The organism is Bradyrhizobium paxllaeri, assembly GCF_001693515.2.
Taxonomy (GTDB): domain Bacteria; phylum Pseudomonadota; class Alphaproteobacteria; order Rhizobiales; family Xanthobacteraceae; genus Bradyrhizobium; species Bradyrhizobium paxllaeri.
In genome coordinates, this window is record NZ_CP042968.1 from 4,842,294 (window position 1) to 4,859,878 (window position 17,585).

Sequence of the window (17,585 nt, forward strand, 5' to 3'; positions counted from 1 at the left end):
TGAATGATTCGCCGCCGCAGAGGAAAGCCGTGATCCCTTCCATCCGCGCCGCCGCATTGCGATCGACCGCGCTGGCCACGAGCCTGGCGCTGGCAATCGGGCTGGCTGCATTTCCCCTGGATGCCTGGGCCAAGCCAAAAGTTCCCCTGCCGAAGCCGCGGCCGGTCGCCCGCAACGTCGTTCCCAAGCCGACTGGGACCGCTAGCGCGCCCGCTGCGCACACCTCCGCCGCTCACACTTCTGCGGCGACCGCCGCCGCGCCGGCCCCGCCGCCGCCTGTGCTGGCGCCTGCAACGCGCCAGCATGCCGCGGTGCCGCCTCCGCGCAAGCAGGTGGCCCCGGCAGCGGTAGCCGCGACGACCTCGACATCGCAGGCCGACAAGGACGCGCTGGAAAACGTCATTGAGCTCGTGCGCAAGCAGAAGCCTGGCGATGCCACGCAGGCGCAAGCGACGATCTCGGATCCGGTCGCGCGCAAGCTCGCGGAATGGCTGATCCTGCGCAGCGATAACAACAATGCCTCGGTCGAGCGCTACCGCGCGTTTGTTTCGGCCAATCCGAGCTGGCCGTCGCAGATTTTCATGCGTCGGCGCATCGAGGCCGCGCTGTGGGACGACCGGCGCGACGACGCCACGGTGTGGTCGTGGTTCGAAAACCAATCGCCGATCTCGGCCAAGGGCAAGTTCGCGCTGGCCAAGGCGATGATCGCGCGCGGCGATCGCGCCAACGCCGAGCGGCTTGTCCGCGAGGCCTGGCGTCACGACGGCATGTCGGAAGACACCGAGAGCGCGGCGCTCGACATGTTCGGCGCGTTGCTGACGGCGGGCGACCACAAGACGCGGATGGAGTCGCTGCTCTACAGCACCGAGCAGGAGGCCGGCGGCATGCGCGCCGCGAAACGGCTCGGCTCGGGCCATGTGGCGCTGGCGAAAGCACGGATCGGCGCCAACAAGAAGGCTTCCAACCTCAGGGCCCTTCTCGAGGCGGTGCCGCGCGAATTGCACGGCGAGACCGGCTATCTCTTCGCAAGAATCCAGCTGCTTCGCCGCGAGGAGAAGTTCACCGAGGCTGCGCAGCTCATGCTGGGCGCGCCGAAAGATCCGAATCGCCTGCACAATCTCAACGAATGGTGGATCGAGCGGCGCCTGCTGGCGCGCAAGATGATCGATGCCGGCGAGTACCGCAGCGCGTATCTCATCGCACGGGATGCGGCGCTGCCGACGCGCGACATCTACAAGACCGAGCAGGAATTCACCGCCGGCTGGATTGCGCTGCGATTCCTGAAAGATCCGGCGGTCGCCGCCCAGCACTTCGCGCGCATTGGCGTCGGCAGCGCGAATCCAACCGCGCTCGCGCGCGCCGGCTATTGGCAGGGCCGCGCGGCGGAAGCCGCAGGCCGCGCGCAGGAAGCCCGCGCGGCTTACGGCCGTGCTGCCGAACAATCGACCAGCTATTACGGCCAACTGGCGCGCGCCAAGCTCGGCCTGCCGCAGCTCGATTTGAACAGCGTCCCACGCGGCCGCGGCGCCGAACGGCTCGAGATCGTTCGCGCCGTGCAACTGCTCTATGAGCTCGACGAGCGCGAGCTTGCGATCCCGATTTTCGGCGACATGGGCGAGAACGGCGATCCCGATGCGGTGGCGGGCCTCGGCGAACTCACCGCGCGCTACCATGACGCCCGCGGCATGCTGCTGCTCGGCAAGGCCGCGCTCAACCGCGGCCTGCCATTCGACCACTACGCCTATCCCGTCACCGGCATTCCATCGTTCAAGCAGCTCGGCCCTGAGGTCGAGCGGAGCGTGATCTACTCGATCGCGCGGCAGGAAAGCGCGTTCAATCCGGCCGTGGTCTCGCCAGCCCAGGCCTATGGGCTGATGCAGGTGACGCCAGATGCGGGGCGCTATGTCTGCAAGCGCGCCGGCGTCAGTTTCGACCTTCAGCGGATGAAAACCGATTCCGTCTACAACGCGATGCTTGGCGCGGCCGAACTCGGCGGACTGCTCGAGGACTACCGCGGCTCGTACATCCTGACTTTCGCGGGCTACAATGCCGGCCGCGGCAGCGTGAAGAAGTGGATCGAGCGCTACGGTGACCCGCGCGATCCCAAGGTCGATGCCGTCGATTGGGTCGAACTGATCCCGTTCTCCGAGACGCGCAACTACGTGCAGCGGATCATGGAGAATCTGCAGGTCTATCGCACGCGGTTCGGCGGCGGGACCAAGCTCCAGATCGAAGCTGACCTGCATCGGGGCGCCAGCGTCCAATAGCGGTTTTCAGGCTACACCCGCCCCCTGAACGGCAATCCAGCCACTGTCCGGCAAGACCGAGCGGACGACGGCCACCTTTCACAACAAAGTTCTTCGAGGCTCAAAAGACGGAGGCGCCCTTTCGTGCCGATGCTGAACCGCACCCACAATGAAAAACCCCCGGCAGTTGCCTACCGGGGGTTATCCTAGTGGTTCAAGTCGTTCAGGATCAGAAGTTACGCTGAGCGCGCACGTTCAGGAACACAGTGCTCTGGTCCCGGAACTCGTAGATCGCGGCCGGCTTGGGAGCCACGCCAGGGAGAGCTGCGAAACCGTCGAACTTCTGGTCGAGGAAGAACGCACCGACTTCAGCCGAGAACGTCAGGTTCCTGACGGGGGTCCAGCGCGTGACGACACCAACCTGGGCAAAGTTGAAGTCTGGATTACAGGTGTAGGTCACCCCCTGCCCCGCGACTGCAACCCCGAAAGCGGCGCACATAGCACCCTTGGCGGAGGCCAGATCACCCACGCTGCCATCGTACCGAACTTGACCGTAGCTTCCCCAAAGGCTGGTCGACCAGAAGGGATCCCAGTTGTGGTTGAACGCACCACGGACACCCCAAGCGTTCGTCAGCTTGAGACCCTGGGTCGCACCGCCACCGATACCACCCGAGTAGATGGCGTCAGTTGTGGCACCGAAGCCGACGCTCTGGTAAGCGCCCGGAATGCCCGTGCTGCCGAACATCAGGAAGTTCGGCGAACCGCCAGAGGTCGAGACCACGGCCTTCGTCATACCCTTGGCGAAGGTGGCGTCCATCTTGATGTCGTCGCCCGCACCGGTCGGGAGGTTCTTGATCTGCAAGGCAGCCGTCACCGCTCCACCCCACTTGCTGTCAGGGTGACCGTTGATTTCCGAAAGGGTGGTCGGAACAGCATTAGCTCCCAGCACGTTGTAGGAAGCATTCACGTTATGCAACGCGCCTGCAATCTGGAACAGACCCCAAGCCTGATCGACGCGGATGTTGCCGACGATATCAGGAGCTTGGATGCCGCCGTAGGCATTGGAGGGAACGTTGGTGCCGGCAGCCGGGAGGCCAAGCGAAAGGTTGCCGACAGAGGTGCGGCTGAACACGGTCGGATCATCGAGACCGATGGTGGCCGACACGCCGTTGCCGAACTGCGCGGTGTACTGGATGTTGTTGACGCCGGTCACGTAGTCCGGACCGCCCATCAAGAACGAGTTGTTGTTGCCCGGATAGCCGTTCCAGGGGGTCGCGTAGGCCGAAGCCGACTTACCGAAGGTGAAACCAGCGAACTGGATGAACACCATTTCAACCGCGACGTAACCACCGCCAGCGGTGTTCAGCAACGAGCTGTTCAAGCCACCCAGCTGCGATCCAACCGCAAGACCCGGGTTGGAGCTTCCGAAATTGTTGAACTGGAAGTCGGCCTGACCGAAGGTGCGGACAACGCCATATTCAGTGGCGGTACGGGTATCAACCGTCAGCGCCATACGCGAACGGGAGTTGAAGAAATCGCGGTAGCGGTTGCCCTGACCGTTATCGCCGTTCCAGAACGGAGCACCGTAGATGCCGCCGTTGAACGTGGTGTCGACGCGTAGATAACCACCCAGCTTGATGCAGGTATCAGTGCCCGGGATATAGAAGAACCCCGCGCCGTATAGGGAGCAGATCCTCACGTACTCGACCGCTTTGGCCTTGACGGGAAGATCGGCCGCCTGTGCTCCGCCCATAGCGACGAGTGCCGCCGCTGAGCCGAGAATAAGGCTCTTAACCATCTTCATGCTAAACCTCCAAGTTGCTCTGTAGGGAAGGTTCCGGATCCGCTGGGTGAAACACCCGTAAGGCTGGTTCCCTTGTCCCCGTAAAACCCGCTTAGTCGCTTCGCGCCTTCGGACACACCCGCATGAACGCGAGGGACTTAAGCGAACCATCTAAAACGGGGCGACCTCGGGATGCCCCCCTCCGTCGCACGATCACAATTACCGAGGACTTCTGCACAAGCAACAAAGGAACCGCTTCGGACACCACGGCTCGTCCCCTTTTCCGAAGGGTGTTGCACAAATAACACGTGTTTGTGATCGCGCTTTTCTTACAACCGATTGGTTTTGCTATATATTTTGAATAGTTCCATTTGACGTCCGAAAACTGTCGTGGGCACCGCAGCAACCGCCCTCCACCCCACCGAAGCGCTGTTGCAGGCATCGAATCGAACCGGCGATTCCGCCGATTCCATCCCCCGACATCACACACATAATAGAGTCATCTGCGGAGCTTCCTTCGTCGGGCCGGCAACCGAAAGCAGCGCCTGGCTTGCGCCAACTATTAAGGCTCAGGCTGCCGCACCTCGCTGTCAGCGACGTGCTGGGCGGGAACCGAATCGCCGGCAAGCGGCGTCGAATCACGTTCGCGCGACGAATGTTTCATTTCGAGGCATTCGGAGCTGGCACGCCAGGATGTCCGACGGAGGCCGCCGCCGCGATGAGCACGCAAGGCGCGTGTCCCGAGGTCGCGGCGTCTGTGTTCCTGCAGTACAACACCTCGAAAGCGGGCATTGCGGAAGCGCGTAGCGCCCGCGCCTCCAAATGGCCTCGGCGTAATTTGAATCTGCCGCTTGCGGCTGGCCCTCGCGTCAGGCATATCCGCGCACATGGAGCTGTGGCCGAGTGGCTGAAGGCGGCGGTTTGCTAAACCGTTATAGGGTTGTAAAGCCCTATCGAGGGTTCGAATCCCTCCGGCTCCGCCACCCGCCTTAGCTTGCGCTTCGGCGCGGCATGCCGGCGATGAAGCGGAAGCGACGGCGGGCTTGTCCCGATCACTCCCCCACCACCCGAAGGCCGTCAGGGCGTAGGGTGTCTCCCGAAGCTCCGCAGGAATGCAGGGAGACTGTAGCCACATGTGGTACGTCTACTTCCTCGAGGTGAGAATGGTGACATCTATATCGGATCAACGGACGATCTCCGACGTAGAGTGGCGTCCCATCAGCAAGGACACGTCATCTCGACAAGCAAGTATTTGCCCTTGATTCTTCGTTCATATGTCGCGACGAGGTGACGGCTCGCAGTCTCGAACGGTATTTCAAGTCGGGATCTGGTCGACTTCCCACTAGCGGTTCTGATCGCGCAGATTCACTATCGCCACGGTGACAAGTGGAGGCCAGCATGAAGAAGGAGGAACTCGAAGCGATCCTCGGCGACGGCAAGAGCCAGCCTGACCTTGGTCCGATCGAAGATTATCTCCACGCGGTCGCGACGCAACGCAAGCTGCCGGATTTCGCCATCGGAATTTGCGTGCTGCGAATTGAAGAATCCGCGCCGATATTGCGCACCCTGCTGGAGCGGGCGGCGGACGGCGCGATCTTGTCCGATGACGAGAGCCTGCTGCTGTTTCGCGGGATCCATATCCTGGGCGGTGCGCGCGACAGCAAGGCTTGCCAGCCGCTGCTGCGTTTGCTGCGCCTTCCCACCCCCGACCTGGACGATCTGCTCGGCGCTGCCGTGACCGAAGGCATGGCGAAGATCGTGGCCGGTGTGTTCGACGGCGATACCGACGCGCTGTTCGCATTGATGGTCGACAGCTCGATCGACGAGTTTGTCCGGCAAGCACTGTTCGGCGCAGCGACGTTTCTGGCGTGGGAGCGCCGCATCGATCGCGATCGGCTGCAGGAATTTCTCGTCAGGTTCTATGAAACGCGGCCGGCAGAAGATGGCGACCAAGCCTGGGCAGGCTGGCTCCAAGCGATCGCCCTGCTCGGCCTGCGCGATCTGGTGCCGCTGGTCGACACGGCTTTCCGCGAAGACCGCATTCCGGAGGAGTGGATCGATCGCGCTCAGTTCGATGAGGATCTTGCGGGCGCCGAACGGGCGCCCGATGACATCGACCGGTTCACGCAGGTCAACCTCGGGTACATCGAGGACGTGCTCGATGCGCTGGCCTGGACGCGCGGCTCCGAGGACGACGTGTTCGAGGAAGGCGATGAGACCTGGGCCGATCTCGCGTATCCGAATGAGCCTGTCAGAAACCCTTGGCGCCACGTCGGACGCAACGATCCATGCCCTTGTGGGAGCGGCAAGAAGGCCAAGAAATGCTGTCTTGCCAACGGAGAACCGCCGGCCTGACGCCGGTCGCTCCGAACCTCAGTGCGCGGTCATCCAGGCGCGGGCTTCGCGCTGTGCGGTGGCGATTTCGGCATCCGACATCATCGCGGCGACCTCGCGGCGCATCGAGATGGCATCCGCACGCCCCTTCAGCGCGGCGAGATTGAACCATTTGTGGGCCGCGACGAGATTGACCACGCCGGAACGGCCGCTCGCCCAGTAAAGACCACGCTCGAACAGCACGTCCGGGATCGCGGTGGCTTCCACCGGAATTGCAGTATCGAGATCAATGTTCCCCTGAAACATCCTCAGCTCCCCTTTTTATCGTTGCCGCCCTCCCCCGAGCGCGGCCCCTGTCCACTGTTAGTCTGCCTGTTATTCCCAACGCCGTTTTCCGGTCTGTTGTTGGGATGATCATGGCCGATCAAATTTGAAGGGCAGTTTAAGGTTCGCGATGAACGGGATGTAAACGCGCGCAGCGCGCCGCCAAACGCGAAATCGCAGAAGTGCCTGCGGCACAGGGAGAAGTGGCCAATCGTGAAGTTCGGTTTACCCTGCGGTTTCGCAGAACGATAACCATTGCGGCAAGGTCGGCGTCATCATTCGTCAGGCGAGCCGGTGCCGTCTCGTGCGACGGGCGTTCGTGTCGCGGCGGCTACCAAATGGCAGAGGGTGACGCGCCCCGGAGCGACGGCGGAACCGAGACGATCGACGCCTGCGGATGATCGACAATGAGCGGGGGGAAACTGTTTGGCGCCGCGCGCCTAGTGCGGCAGCTGTCGGAGCGCTCCAGCTAAAGTGGGCGTTCCGGGGGCCGAGTACGCCCCTTAGGGGACGAGTGCTCCCCGAGGGAACGAGGGCGTCGGCGAACACGTCAGGACCAGATTTCATACCGGGCTTTGGCCCCGGTGAAACTGCGGGTAGTTAAGGATACCCGCACCGAACGAAGAAAGCCTGTTTCTTCTGCCGGACCGGTTTTGAAAGAGCGGGCCTCGTGAGAAGAACGCTCTTTCCGAAATACGATCCAGCCGTTGACCTGATGTCTCGCCGACACCCTCTTTCGTCGACCGGAGCCTTCAGCGTTTAGTCCTGGGGCTCAAGTGACGTGCCGGCATCAAGCCGCCGGCAATTTTCAAAGAAGCGAATTTACTTCTTCTTCTTGGCGACCTTGCGGGTCTTCTTCGCAGTCTTCTTCACTGCGCTCTTCGCTTTCTTTGCCTTCTTAGCTTTCTTGGCCATGTTGCCCTCCTAATGTAAGTGAGATGGCTTAGTCGCTGCGTGCACTCGGGAATCGAGATGCACTACATCCCGAATACACCAACGCACTCAAAAAAACAGCGTCCCGCTTAAGGAAGTGTTGACACGGCGACGAGAGAGCGCGCGAAGCACTTCGTTCGACAACACCATGATAGGTGCGCGGCTCGACGCGAAAAGTGTCGCAACGATCGACATCGATGTTTGCAAATATTGCAGGAAGCGCCTGTGCCGCAGTGCTTTCTTTGATTCACTGAAGTGACGATCAACGCATGCGCGCGTTCACCGCGACTCACTGATGCCGCCCAAAAGCCGTGTGCACGGACTCTGAGTCGCAAGCTTTGGCAATAAAAAAATTTTCATGGTCACAGCGTTGGCGTCTCATCGCCGCTCGCCAAAACCGAACTTTTTTGCGAATCGCGAACACCGATTCGCAACTGCGCTGTCGGTCGCGATGATGAATTTCAGATCGCGATGGACGATCGATGCACGTGCTCGCGCATCGATCGCGATGTCATCAACGCCAGAGTCGTCCCGTTACGGGACGCTTTCAGATGCCGAGCTTTGCTTTCAAGAGATCGTTGACGGCTTGCGGATTGGCCTTGCCGCCCGATTGCTTCATCACCTGGCCGACGAACCAGCCGGCAAGCTGCGGCTTGGCTTTCGCCTGCGCGACCTTGTCCGGATTGGCCGCGATGATGTCGTCGACGACCTTCTCGATCGCGCCGAGATCGGTCACCTGCTTCATGCCGCGGCTTTCCACCAGTTCGCGCGGGTCGCCGCCTTCGGCCCAGACGATCTCGAACAGGTCTTTTGCGATCTTGCCGGAGATCGTGCCCTCGCCGATCAGGTCGACGATCGCAGCCAACTGCGCCGCCGACAACGGCGAGTCCGCGATGTCATGGCCTTCCTTGTTGAGGCGGCCGAACAGCTCGTTGATTACCCAGTTGGCGGCGAGCTTGCCGTCGCGCGCCTTGTCGGCAAGGCCTGCCAGCACGGTCTCATAGAACACCGCGCTCTCGCGCTCGGCTACCAGCACGCCGGCATCGTAGGCCGACAGGCCAAGGCTCTCGATGAAGCGCGCCTTCTTCTGGTCCGGCAATTCCGGCAGCTTCGCCTTGAGCTCATCGACATAAGCTTGGCTGAACTCGAGCGGCAGCAGGTCGGGATCCGGAAAATAACGATAGTCGTGCGCCTCTTCCTTGGAACGCATCGAGCGCGTCTCGCCCTTGTTGGGGTCGAACAGCCGCGTCTCCTGGTCGATGACACCGCCATCCTCGATGATCTCGATCTGGCGCCGCGCCTCGTATTCGATCGCCTGGCCGATGAAGTTGATCGAGTTCATGTTCTTGATTTCGCAGCGGGTGCCGAGCGGACCGCCCGGTTTACGCACGGAAACGTTCACATCGGCGCGCAAGCTGCCCTTCTCCATGTCGCCGTCGCAGGTGCCGAGATAGCGCAGGATCGAACGCAGTTTGGTCACATAGGCCTTGGCCTGTTCGGCATCGCGAATGTCCGGTTTCGAGACGATTTCCATCAGCGCGACGCCGCAGCGGTTGAGGTCGACAAACGACATCGACGGCGACTGGTCGTGCAGCAATTTGCCGGCGTCCTGCTCCAGGTGCAGCCGCTCGATGCCGATGGTGGCGGTCTTGCCGCCACCGAGTTCGACCGTGACCTCGCCCTCGCCGACCACAGGCGACTTGTACTGGCTGATTTGGTAGCCCTGCGGCGAGTCCGGATAGAAATAGTTCTTGCGGTCAAACACCGAGCGCAGGTTGATCTTGGCGTTGAGGCCAAGACCGGTGCGCACGGCCTGGCGGACGCACTCTTCATTGATCACGGGCAGCATGCCGGGCATCGCGGCATCAACCAGCGACACATGGCTGTTCGGCTCGCCGCCGAACTCGGTCGAGGCACCGGAGAACAGTTTTGATTTCGAGGTGACCTGGGCGTGCACCTCCATCCCGATCACGACTTCCCAGTCGCCGGTCTGGCCCTTGATCAGTTTTCCCGGCTTCACTGACACGTTCATGCTTTTCCACTCCCGAGCAGCGCGGTCACGATCCGCTCCCATTCGGCTTCCAGAGAATCCTTTGCCACCGGCTGGCCGGCCTGGCGATACCAGTAGCCGGCATTGCCGAGATCGCCTTCGACGCGGTGCAGATAGGCGTGCACCCAGGCGGAGTTGGCGTCGCTCTCGTCCTGGACGATCTTGTGTGCCGCGTCCCAATTTCCTTTCGCCGCCCACCACAATGCGGCCAGCGGCGGTGACAGCGTCGATGCCGGCGCCGCGTCCGAGAGGCTGGCGCGGAAATCGGCCATACCTACCACCACCTCTGCGGCGTGAAGCGGCCGGCCGCCTGCTCCAACACTTCGCCGAGCGAAAACAGCGTCTCCTCGTCGAACGGACGGCCGATCAGTTGCAGGCCAAGCGGCAGGCCTTGCGCGTCCTTGCCGGCGGGCACGGCGATGCCCGGCAGCCCCGCCATGTTCACGGTGACGGTGAAGATGTCGTTGAGATACATCTCGACCGGATCGGCGCCGGCCTTTTCGCCGACACCGAAGGCGGCCGACGGCGTCGCCGGCGTCAGGATCGCGTTGATGCCCTTGGCGAAGCAGTCCTCAAAGTCCTTCTTGATCAGCGTGCGGACTTTTTGCGCGCGCAGATAATAGGCATCGTAATAGCCGGCTGAGAGCACATAGGTGCCGATCATGACGCGGCGACGCACTTCGTCGCCAAAACCTTCGGCGCGGGTGCCTTCGTACAGCTCGCCAATGCTGCGGCCCGGCACGCGCAGCCCGTACCGCACGCCGTCGTAGCGCGCGAGGTTGGACGAGGCTTCCGCCGGCGCCACGATGTAATAGGCCGGCAGCGCGTATTTGGTGTGCGGCAGCGATATCTCGACCAGCTCGGCGCCGGCCGCCTTCAGCCAGGCCGCACCTTCGGTCCAGAGCTTTTCGATTTCCGCCGGCATGCCGTCGAGACGGTATTCCCTGGGAATGCCGATCTTCATGCCCTTCACGGACTTGCCGATCGCGGCTTCATAATCGGGCACGCCGATGTCGACCGAGGTCGTGTCCTTCGGGTCGTGGCCGGCCATCGAGCGCATCAGGATCGCGGCGTCGCGCGTGGTGCGGGCAATCGGCCCCGCCTGGTCGAGCGAAGACGCGAATGCCACGATGCCCCAGCGCGAGCAGCGGCCGTAAGTTGGCTTGACGCCGACGGTAGCGGTCAAGGCGGCGGGTTGGCGGATCGAACCGCCGGTGTCGGTCGCGGTCGCGCCCATGCAGAGCAGCGCCGCCACGGCGGAGGCCGATCCGCCGGACGAGCCGCCCGGCACCAGCGCGGTGTTGGAACCCTCGCGCCGCCACGGATTGACCACGGGGCCGAAGCACGAGGTCTCGTTCGACGAGCCCATCGCGAATTCGTCGTTGTTGAGCTTGCCGAGCATGACCGCGCCGTCGCGCCAGAGCTGCGAGGTCACCGTCGATTCGTAAGGCGGCACGAAATTGCCGAGGATTTTTGAGCACGCGGTGGTGCGCACGTCCTTGGTCGCGAACAGGTCCTTGATGCCGAGCGGAATGCCGGCCAGCGGCCCGCCCTCGCCCTTGGCAATCTTGGCATCGACCGCGCGTGCCATGTCGCGGGCCTTCTCCGGCGTTTCCAGCACGAAGGCATTGAGCGAACGCGCCGCTTCGACGGCGGCGAGATGCGCGTCCGTCAGTTCAAGCGATGTGAAAGACTTGCTCGCGAGGCCCTCTCGGGCCTCGGCGATCGTCAGGGATGTCAGGTCAGTCATTTATTGATCGGGCTGCAGAAGAACGGAGAAAGCGTCTTGTCGTTGGCGGGATCGTTGGACTTGGGCCGGGTCCTTTCATTGGCCTCGAGCTGATCGAGGACAGCGTCCATCGCCTTGTCGGGATCGGCGGCCTTGCCCTGCCGCTCCATCGCGTCGAGATAGTTCATGTAGGCCTGATAGGCCTTTTCATCGTCGCAGAGCAGACACATCGGACTTCCGATCTCAAGACAGAGTAAAGTTACTCAATGACCTTCGGCACCAGGAAGAAATGGTTCTGCGTTTCCGGCGCATTCCTCACGATATCATCGGGAATTTCGCCGTCATTGACCGCGTCGGGCCGCTTCTTCATTTCCATCGGTGTTACCGAGGTCATCGGTTCGACGCCGTCGACGTTCACTTCCGAAAGCTGCTCCACGAAAGCCAGCATGGCGTTCAACTCGCCCTGCAGATGGGGAACCTCGGCCTCGGTGACCGCAATTCGCGCCAGGTGCGCGATGCGGCGAACGGTGGCGGCATCAACAGACATAATATAGGCCTCAAACGGGGAATTGGCATCCGCCGTATAGCAGAGGCCGCTTTTGCGCCGCAACCGCGGGAACAGGCGGCCGGGGCCTTCGGGTGCCGAATACCACCCCTTTTTGGATCGAAAATCGCCCCGCCCCGACGCACAAGATTTTGAGCGCCAAGCGCCCTTTCCTGCGCAAAAGCGCCCTGACGAAACCATTTTACGTCCCTACGTAGTCATCCTGAAACAGTCGGGGAATGTAGTCACGGCCATAACATCGGGAGGCCGTGTCATGTCGACCAGCGAAAATGACAGCGCCGGGTCGGAAAGCTGGGATCCTGCCCTCTGGTCCATCGGGACCGTGCTCGGCGCCGCGATCGTCTACCTCGCCTGCTTAACCTGACCGACGGGAGGGATAGCCATGTCCCAACAGGCCAAGATACTGCAGGAAAAGGCGGAAATGTTCGAACGTCGCGCGGAAAGTGCGACCGATCCAATCTCGAAGCAGCACTACAGGGAGATGGCCGCCCATTACCGATCGCTGGCTGCCGAGCATCTGGACGTCAGGCGCGACGAACCGGCGCACTAGTCGGGAAGGCATTCGGCGGCGCGAAGCCGCCGCCTCGGCCAAAGCGTGAAGCGGCGCATCAGTTGGTGATGCCCAACCCTGCCCACACGCGCCAACATCGCGCCCTGCTCCATTCACGATTGAGATTCATATGGTCTCCGGTATCGTGGACTTCCGATAACAACTCGGACCGGCCGGTCGCTCGCCGGATGGCCAACAAGAAGAACAAGAACACCGGGGGCGCAGCATGGATTTCATCGAAGCCAATGGCGTCGCGCAGCGTTGCGAGCTGAGCGGCAGCGGCGACCGCACGCTGGTGCTGATCCACGAGATGGGCGGCTCGCTCGAAAGCTGGGACGACGTCGCGCCAAGATTTGCCACATCGCGTCGCGTCCTGCGTTATGACACCCGCGGCGCCGGATTGTCGCAGAAAGTGCGCGGCGAGCTCACCCTCGATACGATGGCCGGCGACATCGCAGCCTTGCTCGACCAATTCGGGATCACCGGCAAGGTCGCGCTGGCCGGCATCGCCGTCGGCGGTGCGATCGCCCTGCATTTTGCGGCCCGCTATCCGGAGCGCACCAGTGCCGTTGCGGTCGGCAGCCCCGCCACCGGCATCGCAGCGGAACGCCGAGCACCGGCGCTCGAGCGCCTTGCGAAGATCGAGGCCGCAGGCATGGCGGTCGCGGTCGAGGAGTCGATGTTGAACGGCTATGCCCCGGAGCTGCGCGGCGACATCGCCCGCTTCGAGCGCTTCCGGACCCGATGGCTCGGCAACGACCCATCGAGCTATGCGACGATCTGGCGAATGCTGGCGGCAGCCGAAATGCAGGACGAACTCGCCCGGCTGAAATGCCCGGTGCTAGTGATCGGCGGCAGTCTGGATCGCGTCCGTCCGCCGGCGCTGGCGCAAAACGTGGCCAAAGCCATTCCCGGCGCCCGCTACGCCGAGATCCGCACCGGCCACTACATGGCGGTGCAAACGCCGGATCTGCTCGCTGATTGCATCGATGAATTCCTGAAATCGGTCGGCGCCTGACCGTCCTCTCAAGCCCCAAGGTCTTCCCACATGAATGCGCAACCGGCCCAGCAGATTCCCGGCATCTATCATCGCAAGATCGGCGATATCATCGTCACCGCGGTCAGCGACGGCTATCTCGACGGCACCCTTGACGTGATGCGCAACGTCGACCTCGAAAAGGCGCGTCAGATCCTGACCGATGCTTTCCGCCCGGCACGGCGGACCAGCGTCAATACCTTCCTGATCCGCTCCAAGGGGCGCACCGCAATCATCGACACCGGGTCGGGCAATTACCTGCAGCCCACGGCCGGCTTCGTTCAGCGCAGCCTCGCCGCTGACGGCACCGACCCGAAATCGGTTGACACGGTCTTGCTGACCCACATGCATCCGGATCATTCGGCCGGCCTGACCGACATGTCGAACGGGCAACTCCTGTTTCCGAACGCCGAACTCGTCATGCACGAGAACGAGCTGGCGCACTGGTTCGACGACGGTGCAATGGCAAAGGCCGATGAGCGATCGGCCAAACTCTTCTTTCAGGCCGGCCGCGAGCAGGTCGCACCCTACAAGAGCAGGACGCGGCTATTCAGGGATGGCGAGGTGTTTCCAGGCGTGACCGCGATCCCGAGCCACGGGCATACCCCGGGTCACACCGCCTATCTGGTCGCTTCAGGCGAGGATCAGTTGATGATCTGGGGCGACACCGTGCACGTGCCGGAAGTGCAAACCGCCTTTCCCGAGGCCGGCATGGGGTTCGACACCGATCTTGCCGCGGCGGCCGCCTCGCGAAAACGGATGTTCGACCGCGTCTCTGCCGATGGCGTCCTGATCGCCGGGATGCATCTGCATTTCCCGGCATTCGCACGGCTGGCGCGACGCGGCGACGCCTATGCGCTTTACCCCGAGGCGTGGGTCCACGCGCTTTGATGGCCTGAAGCCAGCACTGCGCTATCCGCCGAGCGCACCGAGCCGAGCCAGCGCGCCGCCGGCGAGCGAACGCGTCAATTCCGCCGCGGGCATCTCGCGGCCCATCCGCACCGCCTGTCCGGCCCAGAGGTTGGTGAAATCGACCTTGCCGAGCTTTTCGGCGGCCGCCTTCAGCGGGCCGAGCGCGGTGGCGGCATGCGGGAATGCGGGGGCGTCAGGCGAAATCGGGCCGACCTCGCGCATCACGCGGTTGGCTACGCCGCGCGCGGGGCGTCCGGTCATGACATTGGTGATGACGGTGGCGTCGTCGCTCGCCTGCTCCAGCGCGGTGCGAGCCGCCGCACTCACCTTGGATTCCGGACAGCGCAGATAGGCGCTGCCGATCTGCACGCCGGACGCGCCAAGCGCGAACGCCGCAGCAATGCCGCGTCCGTCGGCGATGCCGCCGGCCGCGATGACCGGCACCTTCACCGCATCGACCACCTGCGGCACCAGCGCAAAGGTGCCGGGTTGCTGGGCGATATTGTCGGTCAGGAACATGCCGCGATGGCCGCCGGCCTCCGCGCCTTGCGCGATGATGACGTCGGCGCCGTTCTCCTCCAGCCAGATCGCCTCCTTCACGATGGTCGCCGAGGACATCACGAGTGCCCCCGTCGCCTTGACCCGCTTGACCAGCGCGGCAGCCGGCAGGCCGAAATGGAAGCTGACCACTTCCGGCTTCAACTCTTCGACGACGGCGCACATGGCCTCATCGAACGGCGCGCGGTTGGCGGCGCTGATGGGCGCGGCAGGATCGATGCCCAATTCCTTGTAATAGGCGCCCAGCCTGACCTTCCATCCGGCTTCACGCGCGGGGTCAGCATCGACCGGCGTGTGGCAAAAGAAGTTCATGTTGACCGGCGCGGAAACGCGCTGGCGGATGATGTTGACCTGCTCGCGCGCCTTCTCGGCCGTGATCATCGCGCACGGCAGCGACCCCAGCGCTCCGCCCTGCGCCGCCGCGATCACGAGTTCGGCGTCCATGATGCCGGCCATCGGCGCCTGCACGATCGGAAATTCGGTCTTGAAGAGGTCGATGATCCGTCGGTCTGGCCACATGGTTTTTCTCGCTTGCATGAATTGAAGATAGGCGCCGGTCAGGCCGCAACGGAGTTGCGGCGACCGCTGAGTATCTGCTCGGCCTCGCTGACGATCCTGTCAACGATCTCGGCCGCCGGCGGGATATCATGAATCAAGCCAACCGCCTCACCTGCTATGACGGCGGCGATGTCGAAATTGCCCGCGGCTCTTGCCGCCGCGTATTCGGCCGCGACCGCCTTGATGTTCTGCATCAGTTCGACCTCGCGTCCCATCCAGCGCCGCGCATGATCGTTGATCAGGCAGCGGCCGGTAAACGGCGCCGGCCAGACATTGTTGCGCGACAGATCGAAGATAATGCCGCGGACGCTGTTGCCGTTCGATGCCGCGCAAATGCGTTGCTTGGCCTCTTCCGGCCCATCACATTCCACGCTCGCGTAGAAGCGCGTGCCGAGCAGCACGCCGGAGGCGCCGAGCATCATCATCGCCGCCAGCCCGCGGCCGTCGCCGATGCCGCCGGCGGCAGCGACCGGCACACGTCCGGCCGCGAGATCGACGATCGCCGGCACGATATCGATTGTGGTGCGCGAGGCGCCGTGGCCTCCGGCTTCCGTGCCCTGTGCGATCAGGATGTCGGCGCCGGCGTCGAGCGCTTGCCGCGCCATCGCTTCGTCCTGCACCTGGCAGATCAGGAGCATGCCCGACGACTTGATACGCGATGCAAAGGGCTTTGGATCGCCGAACGAAAGCATGATCGCGCGCGGGCGGGCGCGGAGTGCGATGTCCAATAGCTCCGGCTGCTTCGCAAGGCTCCAGGTGATAAAGCCGATGCCGAAGGGATCGGAGACATCGGCAAGCATGGCCGTCTCCTGCTCGAGCCACGCTCTGTCGCCATAGCCGCCGCCGAGAATACCGAAGCCGCCGGCGGCGCTCACCGCCGACGTCAGGCGCGCCCCCGCAATGACGTCCATCGGTGCCGACAGGATCGGATGCTGGATGCCCAGACGGACGGTCAGCGGTGTCGATATCGGCATGTCCCCTCCCTCTAATCTGGACAGGGATATTAAGGCGAAGTACCATTCTATAAAAATGAATACTAGAGAATGCTATCATCTCTAAAATGAAACGGGCTTCGCCATGGAATTGAGCGACCTCCTGACCTTTTCAACCGTCGCGCGGCTCGGCGGCATCACCCGCGCCGCCGACGAACTCAACACCGTGCAGTCCAATGTAACCCAACGGGTGAAGGCACTGGAAGCCGAGATCGGCACCGCGCTGTTCGAGCGGCACAGCCGCGGCATGACGCTGACCGGCGCCGGCCGCCGTCTGCTCCCCTATGCCGAGCGGATGGCGGCGCTGTCGCGCGAGGCACTGCTCGCCGCGCGCGACGACGGCGAGCCGAAGGGACCGCTCTCGATCGGTTCGATGGAAACGACGGCCGCCGTCCGCCTGCCCTTGTTGCTCGCCGAATTCCATCGCCGCTTTCCCGCGGTGCAGCTGAGCCTGCGCACATCGACAACGGCCGAACTCGTGGCCGGCGTGCTCAACGGCACGTTCGACGGCGCATTCGTCGCCGGCCCCATCGAGCACGCCGAACTCGATTCGACGGTGGCCTTCCGCGAAGAACTGGTGCTGGTCACCGCGCGGCGCTGGAAGAACCTCGCCGCCTTGCGCGCGGGCACGCCTGGCTCGGGTCCAACCGCTCTGGTGTTTCGAACCGGCTGCACCTACCGCCAGCGGCTCGAACAGGTATTTTCGGAATTCGGCTGGCCGTCCTCCGCGCGGTTCGAACTCGGCACGCTCGACGGCATGATCGGCTGCGTCGCCGCCGACATGGGCGTGACGCTGCTGCCGCGCGCCGTGGTCGGCCGGAACGACACCGTCAACGTTCACACGCTGACCCCGGCGCAGGCACGCGTCGAGACGCTCTTCATCACCCGCCGTGCGGCCCATCAGTACAGCGCCCTGCAGGGCTTTGCGTCCTGCCTGGGCCGCCATGGCGAGGTGATCGCCGCCTGACATCCCAGCGCCGCAACGCGACGGCGCTTTGAAAAGGCACGTGTGATC

The 17,585-nt window shown here is 63.3% G+C and carries 16 protein-coding genes and 1 tRNA gene; 8 read left to right on the plus strand and 9 right to left on the minus strand.

What is annotated here, in order from left to right:
* Positions 1-32: 32 nt before the first annotated feature.
* Positions 33-2,267 (plus strand): lytic transglycosylase domain-containing protein, encoded by a 2,235-nt coding sequence (locus LMTR21_RS23170; RefSeq protein WP_065755562.1) that lies wholly within the window; start codon positions 33-35, stop codon positions 2,265-2,267.
* A gap of 208 nt (positions 2,268-2,475) precedes the next feature.
* Here the strand turns inward: LMTR21_RS23170 and LMTR21_RS23175 are convergent, their stop codons facing one another.
* On the minus strand, positions 2,476-4,050 hold the full coding sequence (locus LMTR21_RS23175) for a porin (RefSeq protein ID WP_065755553.1): 1,575 nt from the start codon (positions 4,048-4,050) through the stop codon (positions 2,476-2,478).
* Positions 4,051-4,918: 868 nt separating this feature from the next.
* Here LMTR21_RS23175 and LMTR21_RS23180 point away from each other — a divergent pair.
* The 3 genes from LMTR21_RS23180 to LMTR21_RS40585 all read left to right on the plus strand — a co-directional run bounded on the left by LMTR21_RS23180 (position 4,919) and on the right by LMTR21_RS40585 (position 6,384).
* Positions 4,919-5,012: transfer RNA gene (locus LMTR21_RS23180), tRNA-Ser, on the plus strand.
* Between the two features lie 152 nt (positions 5,013-5,164).
* The gene (locus tag LMTR21_RS41595; RefSeq protein ID WP_347339119.1) at positions 5,165-5,320 is read left to right on the plus strand and encodes a GIY-YIG nuclease family protein; all 156 of its coding nucleotides are present in this window, start codon (positions 5,165-5,167) and stop codon (positions 5,318-5,320) included.
* Between the two features lie 107 nt (positions 5,321-5,427).
* Positions 5,428-6,384, plus strand: coding sequence for a DUF1186 domain-containing protein (locus tag LMTR21_RS40585; protein WP_210250595.1), 957 nt, complete (start codon positions 5,428-5,430; stop codon positions 6,382-6,384).
* An 18-nt stretch (positions 6,385-6,402) separates the two neighbouring features.
* Here LMTR21_RS40585 and LMTR21_RS23195 read toward each other — a convergent pair whose 3' ends face one another.
* The 6 genes from LMTR21_RS23195 to gatC form a co-directional block, all read right to left on the minus strand.
* Positions 6,403-6,669 carry a hypothetical protein gene (locus LMTR21_RS23195; protein ID WP_065755552.1) on the minus strand — a complete coding sequence of 89 codons (267 nt, stop codon included), beginning with the start codon at positions 6,667-6,669 and terminating at the stop codon, positions 6,403-6,405.
* 1,498 nt (positions 6,670-8,167) lie between these two features.
* Complete coding sequence (gene gatB / locus LMTR21_RS23200) at positions 8,168-9,652, minus strand: Asp-tRNA(Asn)/Glu-tRNA(Gln) amidotransferase subunit GatB (protein WP_065755551.1); 1,485 nt, start codon at positions 9,650-9,652, stop codon at positions 8,168-8,170.
* Complete coding sequence (locus LMTR21_RS23205; protein ID WP_065755550.1) at positions 9,649-9,942, minus strand: hypothetical protein; 294 nt, start codon at positions 9,940-9,942, stop codon at positions 9,649-9,651. Before LMTR21_RS23205 ends, gatB begins: the two co-directional genes overlap by 4 nt.
* A 2-nt stretch (positions 9,943-9,944) precedes the next feature.
* On the minus strand, positions 9,945-11,420 hold the full coding sequence (gatA, locus tag LMTR21_RS23210) for an Asp-tRNA(Asn)/Glu-tRNA(Gln) amidotransferase subunit GatA (protein WP_065755549.1): 1,476 nt from the start codon (positions 11,418-11,420) through the stop codon (positions 9,945-9,947).
* Positions 11,417-11,629 carry a hypothetical protein gene (locus LMTR21_RS23215; RefSeq protein ID WP_057836657.1) on the minus strand — a complete coding sequence of 71 codons (213 nt, stop codon included), beginning with the start codon at positions 11,627-11,629 and terminating at the stop codon, positions 11,417-11,419. The genes gatA and LMTR21_RS23215 overlap by 4 nt, the downstream gene beginning before the upstream one ends.
* A gap of 29 nt (positions 11,630-11,658) precedes the next feature.
* Complete coding sequence (gene gatC, locus LMTR21_RS23220) at positions 11,659-11,946, minus strand: Asp-tRNA(Asn)/Glu-tRNA(Gln) amidotransferase subunit GatC (protein WP_065755560.1); 288 nt, start codon at positions 11,944-11,946, stop codon at positions 11,659-11,661.
* 400 nt (positions 11,947-12,346) lie between these two features.
* Here gatC and LMTR21_RS40190 point away from each other — a divergent pair, with 400 nt between their 5' ends.
* From LMTR21_RS40190 to LMTR21_RS23230, 3 genes are all read left to right on the plus strand, one after another.
* A complete protein-coding gene (locus LMTR21_RS40190; protein ID WP_187399164.1) occupies positions 12,347-12,514 on the plus strand; it encodes a hypothetical protein in 168 nt (55 codons plus the stop codon).
* A gap of 226 nt (positions 12,515-12,740) precedes the next feature.
* Entirely contained in the window at positions 12,741-13,532 is a 792-nt protein-coding gene (locus LMTR21_RS23225; protein ID WP_065755548.1) for an alpha/beta fold hydrolase, read from the plus strand.
* A gap of 30 nt (positions 13,533-13,562) precedes the next feature.
* On the plus strand, positions 13,563-14,441 hold the full coding sequence (locus LMTR21_RS23230) for an MBL fold metallo-hydrolase (RefSeq protein ID WP_065755547.1): 879 nt from the start codon (positions 13,563-13,565) through the stop codon (positions 14,439-14,441).
* Between the two features lie 21 nt (positions 14,442-14,462).
* Here the strand turns inward: LMTR21_RS23230 and LMTR21_RS23235 are convergent, their stop codons facing one another.
* Positions 14,463-15,539 carry an NAD(P)H-dependent flavin oxidoreductase gene (locus tag LMTR21_RS23235; RefSeq protein WP_065755546.1) on the minus strand — a complete coding sequence of 359 codons (1,077 nt, stop codon included), beginning with the start codon at positions 15,537-15,539 and terminating at the stop codon, positions 14,463-14,465.
* Between the two features lie 38 nt (positions 15,540-15,577).
* Positions 15,578-16,552, minus strand: a complete 975-nt coding sequence (locus LMTR21_RS23240; protein WP_065755545.1) for an NAD(P)H-dependent flavin oxidoreductase — start codon at positions 16,550-16,552, stop codon at positions 15,578-15,580.
* Positions 16,553-16,655: 103 nt separating this feature from the next.
* Between LMTR21_RS23240 and LMTR21_RS23245 the strand changes: the two genes are divergently transcribed.
* Positions 16,656-17,537 carry a LysR family transcriptional regulator gene (locus LMTR21_RS23245; RefSeq protein ID WP_065755544.1) on the plus strand — a complete coding sequence of 294 codons (882 nt, stop codon included), beginning with the start codon at positions 16,656-16,658 and terminating at the stop codon, positions 17,535-17,537.
* Positions 17,538-17,585 lie beyond the last annotated feature (48 nt).